General features: G+C 58.3%; 3 protein-coding genes. All 3 read left to right on the top strand.

The features are described from left to right. A partial coding sequence (gene pglX / locus L0H65_RS13285; RefSeq protein ID WP_301459530.1) for a BREX-1 system adenine-specific DNA-methyltransferase PglX occupies positions 1–2,668 on the top strand: 2,668 nt, incomplete at its 5' end. After that, complete coding sequence (gene pglZ, locus L0H65_RS13280) at positions 2,661–5,162, top strand: BREX-1 system phosphatase PglZ type A (RefSeq protein WP_301459529.1); 2,502 nt, start codon at positions 2,661–2,663, stop codon at positions 5,160–5,162. The genes pglX and pglZ, both read left to right, overlap by 8 nt. An 11-nt stretch (positions 5,163–5,173) precedes the next feature. Further along, positions 5,174–5,675: anti-phage BREX system Lon protease BrxL (locus L0H65_RS13275; RefSeq protein WP_301459528.1), on the top strand; the 502-nt coding region annotated here is incomplete at its 3' end.

Genomic DNA, 5,675 nt, shown 5'->3' with positions numbered 1-5,675 from the left:
TCCGGCCTGCGGGTCGGGGCATATGCTGACCTATGCCTTTGATCTGCTCTACGCGATCTATGAGGAAGAGGGGTATGAGGCCGATACGATCCCGGCGCTGATCCTGACCCACAACCTGACCGGGGTGGAGATTGACGACCGCGCAGGGGCGCTGGCGGCGTTTGCGCTGGTGATGAAGGCGGCGGCAAAGCTGGGGCGGCGGCGGTTCCTGCGGATGGGGGTCGCGCCCGACATCTGCGTGTTGCAAAACGTGAGCTTTACACCCGCTGAGATGCAGGACGTGGCCGCCGTGGTAGGGCGCGATCTGTTCACGGACGCGATGCGTGAGACGCTGGGGCAATTCGAGCAGGCCAAGAACTTCGGCTCGCTGATCGTGCCGAGGTTGCGCGATCCGGCAGAGGCGCTGCGGGTGGTCATGGCGCGGGACTTTGCGGGCGATCTGCTGTTGAAGGACGTGCAGGAGAGGGTTGTGGCCGTGCTGCGCATGGCCGAGGCGCTGTCGCCAAAGTATCATGTGGTGGTCGCCAACCCGCCGTATCTAAGCGATAAATATTACTCTGAGACAATCAAGAAGTTTGCAAATGCGAACTTCAAGAAGTCGCGTTTCAACTTTTACAGCCTGTTCATGGCACGGAATACAACGCTGTCGTGCCTTCATGGATACATCGGAATGATTACGCTTCATTCGTGGATGTCCGGCTCAAAATACGAAGCCATGCGCGAGAACCTCATCGAAACATGCGCCACGGTGACAATGGCACATCTTGGTGCTGGCGGGTTCGACTCCATCGGTGGTCAGGTGGTTTCGGCGACAGCATTTGTGTTGGAGCGTCAACGTTCTCAGCAAAAGCCCGGTTACTACTTGAACCTTACCCACGTTGAGGGAGAAAACCTCATGGCAAGTCTGGTTCATGACGCAAAGTCAGACTTTGACCGTGACTACTGCTATCGTGTTCCGAGTTCTGTTTTCTCTGAAATTCCTGGGGCTCCGTTCGTGTATTGGATTTCAGAAAGCGAACTGAGTGCATTTCAATCTTTGCGAAAGCTCGACGAGTTCGCCGATTTTCGTCAAGGTATGGCAACAACCGACAACGAAAGGTTTCTGCGGCTATGGCAGGAAATGTCTTTGGACAAAATCGCCTTCGGCGCAGCCTCGTCTTACGATGAAGATGTTAACGGGCGTAGCTGGTTTCCCTACAACAAAGGCGGCGGTGACAAACGCTGGTATGGTCATAACGATTTTGTTGTGAACTATGAAGATCACGGACAGATCCTGATCGACCTCGTTACGGGCAAATATCCGAAGATCTCCGATCCGGAGTTCGTGATTAAGAATCGTTCATATTATTTCCTACCTAGCGTAACATATTCTGCGCTTTCTGGAGGTGCTTTCGCTGCCCGGCTAAGCGAAAAGGGCTTTATTTTCGACACAAAGGGTTCGTGTGCATTTGCTCAAAACGGCGCGTCCCGAGTAGGCCTCGCTGCGCTTCTGAACAGCCTTGTTGCGAGCCAGTTCATCAAGCTATTGGCTCCAACCTTGGATTTCAGCCTGTTCGCTCTATCAGGTGTCCCTTATCCAGACACAGTGCCTGCTGCGGCTGAAACAACCGCAAAGGACGCACTTCAGATCGCCCGCTCCGACTGGGACGCCTACGAAACCTCATGGGATTTCACCACGCTCCCGCTGCTCCACCCCGATCACCGCGCCGGGACGATGGATACCACCTACACCACCCTGCGCAGCCATTGGCAGGACATGACGGACCAGATGCAGCGGCTGGAGGAAGAGAACAACCGCATCTTCATCGACGCCTACGGTCTGGCCGACGAGCTGACCCCCGAGGTGCCGCTGGCCGAGATCACCCTCACCTGCAACCCCGCCTATCGCTATGGCGGCAACGCCAGCGAGGCCGACCGCGAGACCCGCCTGCGCGCCGATACCGTGGCCGAGTTCCTTTCCTACGCCGTGGGCTGCATGTTCGGGCGCTACAGCCTCGACGCCCCCGGCCTGATCCTCGCCAATCAGAATGAGTCGCTGGCCGACTACCTCGCCCGTATCCCAGAACCGCAATTCATGCCCGATAAGGACAACGTCATCCCCGTGCTCGACGCCGACTGGTTCGCCGATGACATCACCGACCGCTTTCGCCAGTTCCTGCGCGTCAGTTTCGGCGACGACACCTTCCGCGAAAACTTGCGCTTTATCGAAGACGCGCTGGGCAAGGACATCCGCAAGTATTTCACCAAGGATTTCTATGCCGACCATGTAAAGCGCTATAAAAAGCGCCCGATCTACTGGCAATTCACCAGCCCCAAGGGCAGCTTTCAGGCGCTGATCTACATGCACCGTTACCGCCCCGACACGGTGTCGGTGCTGCTGAACGAATACCTGCGCGCCTATCTGTCCAAGCTGGAGGCCGAGCGCGCGCGGCTGGACCAGTTGGCCGACGACGCCAGCGCCACGCAGGCCCAGCGCACCAAGGCGCTGAAGGACGCCAGCGCCATCGCCAAGCAGCTGGACGAACTGAACGAATGGGAGCGCGAAGTGGTCTTTCCGTTGGCGCAACAAAAGATCGAGATCGACCTGGATGACGGGGTTAAGCGGAACTACCCCCTGTTCGGTGCCGCGCTGAAGAAGATCCCCGGGCTGGAGGCTACGGATGAGTGAGCGCATCCACGCCAGCCTTGCGCGGATGTTCGACGAGCACCGGCTGGTGTTCTGGTACGACACCGCCCGCGACATGCGCGAAGCGTTCGACAGCTTTGCGCTGGACGGTGTCGAGAAGGTCGAAATTGCAAGCAACGAGTTCGGCCTGAAATACCGGATGCTGCGGCAGGCGCCAAAGCAGCGGTTCCTGATCTACAAGGACGGCCCCGAGCCGCCGATGGCCGATAACTGGCTGTTGGACCTTCAGCTTGCAACGGTGGTGTTCAAGGCAGATCAGGCGGCGATCTGGATGGCCGAACTTGGCCTGCCCGCGCAGTTCGAAAGCGTGGTGCGCGAACATACCGAGTTTTACCGCGCCAAGGTTCGGGTCGATGCGCTGAAGCGGCTGATGCAGGCGTCGGACACCCAGACGCAGATGCGCCTGCGGATGCTGGCCGTCTGCGCCGGAGCTGAGGGTGGCCTTGATACGGTGATCGAGGCGCTGCTGGGGGAACTGGCAGCGGGCAAGGACGACGCGCTGCGCCTGATCGAGCGATCCGGCCTTACCGAGATGTTATGGACGCAGGTCGGGCAGGCCTATGGGTATCGTTCTGACGAGCCGGATTTCGAGGATTTCGCGATCTCCCTGTTTCAGTCAGCCTATGCGCGCGCACTGGCCGAGGATGGATCGCTGAACGCCGAGGCGCTGCTGGTCTTTCGCCGCTGGAAGAACAACCGGCATTGGGCGGGTGCGTTCGAGGAGCTGTCCGCCCGGTATCAGGATCTGCTGAAGATCCCCGCCGACCTGCTGAAGCGCGATTTCCGCGCGGTGGTCGCGACCGACCACTTTGAGGAGATCGACCGGCATATCATTCGCCAGATCGTCCAGGCCATGTCGACCCAGACCGTGAGCGCGCCGGAGGTTCTGACCTGGGTGCGCGAGCGGCGGCAGAGCCACTGGTATCCGAAGTACGAGGACATCTATCAGGCCATCGGCTTTGCCACCGAATTCCAGCAGGCGATGGCCGAAGCGAATCTTGGAATGACCAGCCCGGCCGAGGGGGTGCGGCGCTATGTGACCAGCTGGTACAAGCTGGACCAGCTCTACCGCAAGTTCATCTACCACATGCAGAAAAGCAGTCATGTTTCGCTGCTGGCCGACCTCTATGATTCAGTTGAGAACCGCTACACCAACAGCTTCGTTCTGGCGGTGAACGATGCCTGGCAGGACCAGATCGCGGGCCTGAGCGAGTGGAAGATACCCGGCTTTGCTTCCCAGGCCGATTTTTATCGGGATCAGGCGGCAGAGTATCGGCGCAAAGATCAGAAAGTTGCGGTCATCATATCGGACGCGCTGCGCTTCGAAGTGGCCGAGGAATGCCTGCGCCGGATCCGCGCGCTGGATCGTTTCGATGCCGATCTGAAGCCGATGATCAGTTCGCTGCCCAGCTATACACAACTCGGCATGGCGGCGCTGCTGCCGCACAACGGGTTGTCCATGGCCGAAGACGGTAGTGGCGACATTCTGGCGGGTGGCGAGAACACCAAGGGCACGCCTGCGCGTGAAAGGCTACTTGCGGCTGGTCGGAAGGGCGACAGTGCCAAGGCCCTGAAATTCAAAGATGTCATGAACATGCGCACGGAAGAGGGAAAGGCGCTCTTTCGAGATCATCATATTATCTACATCTACCATAACCGCATCGACGCGATCGGCGATGATCTGAAAACCGAGGAGCAGTTGCCAGACGCGGCAGAGGACGCAATCGAGGATCTAACCAAGCTTGTGCGCAAGCTGACCTCGGCCAATTTTTCCAACATCCTGATAACAGCGGACCACGGGTTTCTGTATCAGCACCGCGTGCTTGATGAGAGCGATTTCGCGATTGCCGATCCGCAGGGGGCTGAGATCCTTTTTCGAAATCGGCGCTTTGTGATCGGTCGCGGACTCAGCGCGACCGCTGGAATGAAGCATTTCACCGCCACAGGCCTTGGCCTGTCCGGCGATCTGGAGGTTCTGATCCCGAACTCGATCAACCGAATGCGGGTGAAAGGCGCTGGCAGCCGCTTTGTTCATGGCGGGGCGGCGCTGCAAGAAGTTGTCATACCCGTCATCCGGGTCGGCAAGCAGCGCGAGGCTGACGTGGGCCATGTCGAGGTGCAGATCTTTGTGACGGGTCGTAGTCTGATCTCGTCTGGCCAAACAGCCGTGGCACTTTATCAGGTCCAGCCTGTTTCCGAGAAGATGCGGTCTCGGGAATTGTTGGCCGGCATTTATGCGACAGACGGCACGCTGATTTCGGATGAGTACACGCTGCTCTTCGATTTCAGGTCGGAGAATGCCCGTGAGCGCGAGATGCCGCGCAAGTTCTTGCTGTCGCGGGATGCAGACCGCTTCAACAATCAGGATGTCATCCTGAAGCTGCGCGAACGCGTGGGAAAGACCAGCCATTATCAGGACTATGCCAGCCACCGCTTTCAGCTTCGGCGCGGCATCACCACTGACTTTGATTTCTAAGGAGCCTACGGATGAGTGACCTCGACGCCAAGATCAACGAACATTTTGCGGGCTTCGTGGTCCGGAAAGACCTTGTGAAAGCGGTCAAGGGCAACGCGATCGTGCCGACATATGTGTTGGAATACCTGCTGGGCCAGTACTGCGCGACCGATGATGAGGCGTCGATCCAGACCGGTATCGAGACGGTGAAGGAAATCTTGCGCAAGCACTATGTCCACCGCAGCGAAGCCGGGCTGATTCAATCGACCATCAAAGAGAAGGGCCGTTACAAGGTTATCGACCAGGTCAGTGTGTCGCTGAATGAGAAGACCGACAGCTACGAGGCCGTATTTGACAATCTTGGCATCAAGAAGGTTGCGGTCGACAGTGGCACCGTCAAGGCGCACCCCAAGCTGCTCGTGACCGGGGTTTGGTGCATTGCTGACGTGCAATATGAATTCTCGGAGGATGCCAGGACCTCACCGTGGATCCTCGAGTCTATCAAGCCGATTCAGATCGCCAAGGTTGACTATG

The sequence above is a fragment of the Pseudorhodobacter sp. genome, assembly GCF_030452865.1.
Lineage (GTDB): Bacteria > Pseudomonadota > Alphaproteobacteria > Rhodobacterales > Rhodobacteraceae > Pseudorhodobacter.
The sequence above is the reverse complement of the archived record's forward strand: the minus strand, read 5'-3'. Positions and strand labels throughout refer to the sequence as shown.

Coding starts and splice junctions, on each gene's coding strand:
- pglZ (WP_301459529.1), top strand. CDS start 2,661: ATGAGTGAGCGCATCCACGCCAGCCTTGCGCGGATGTTCGACGAGCAC.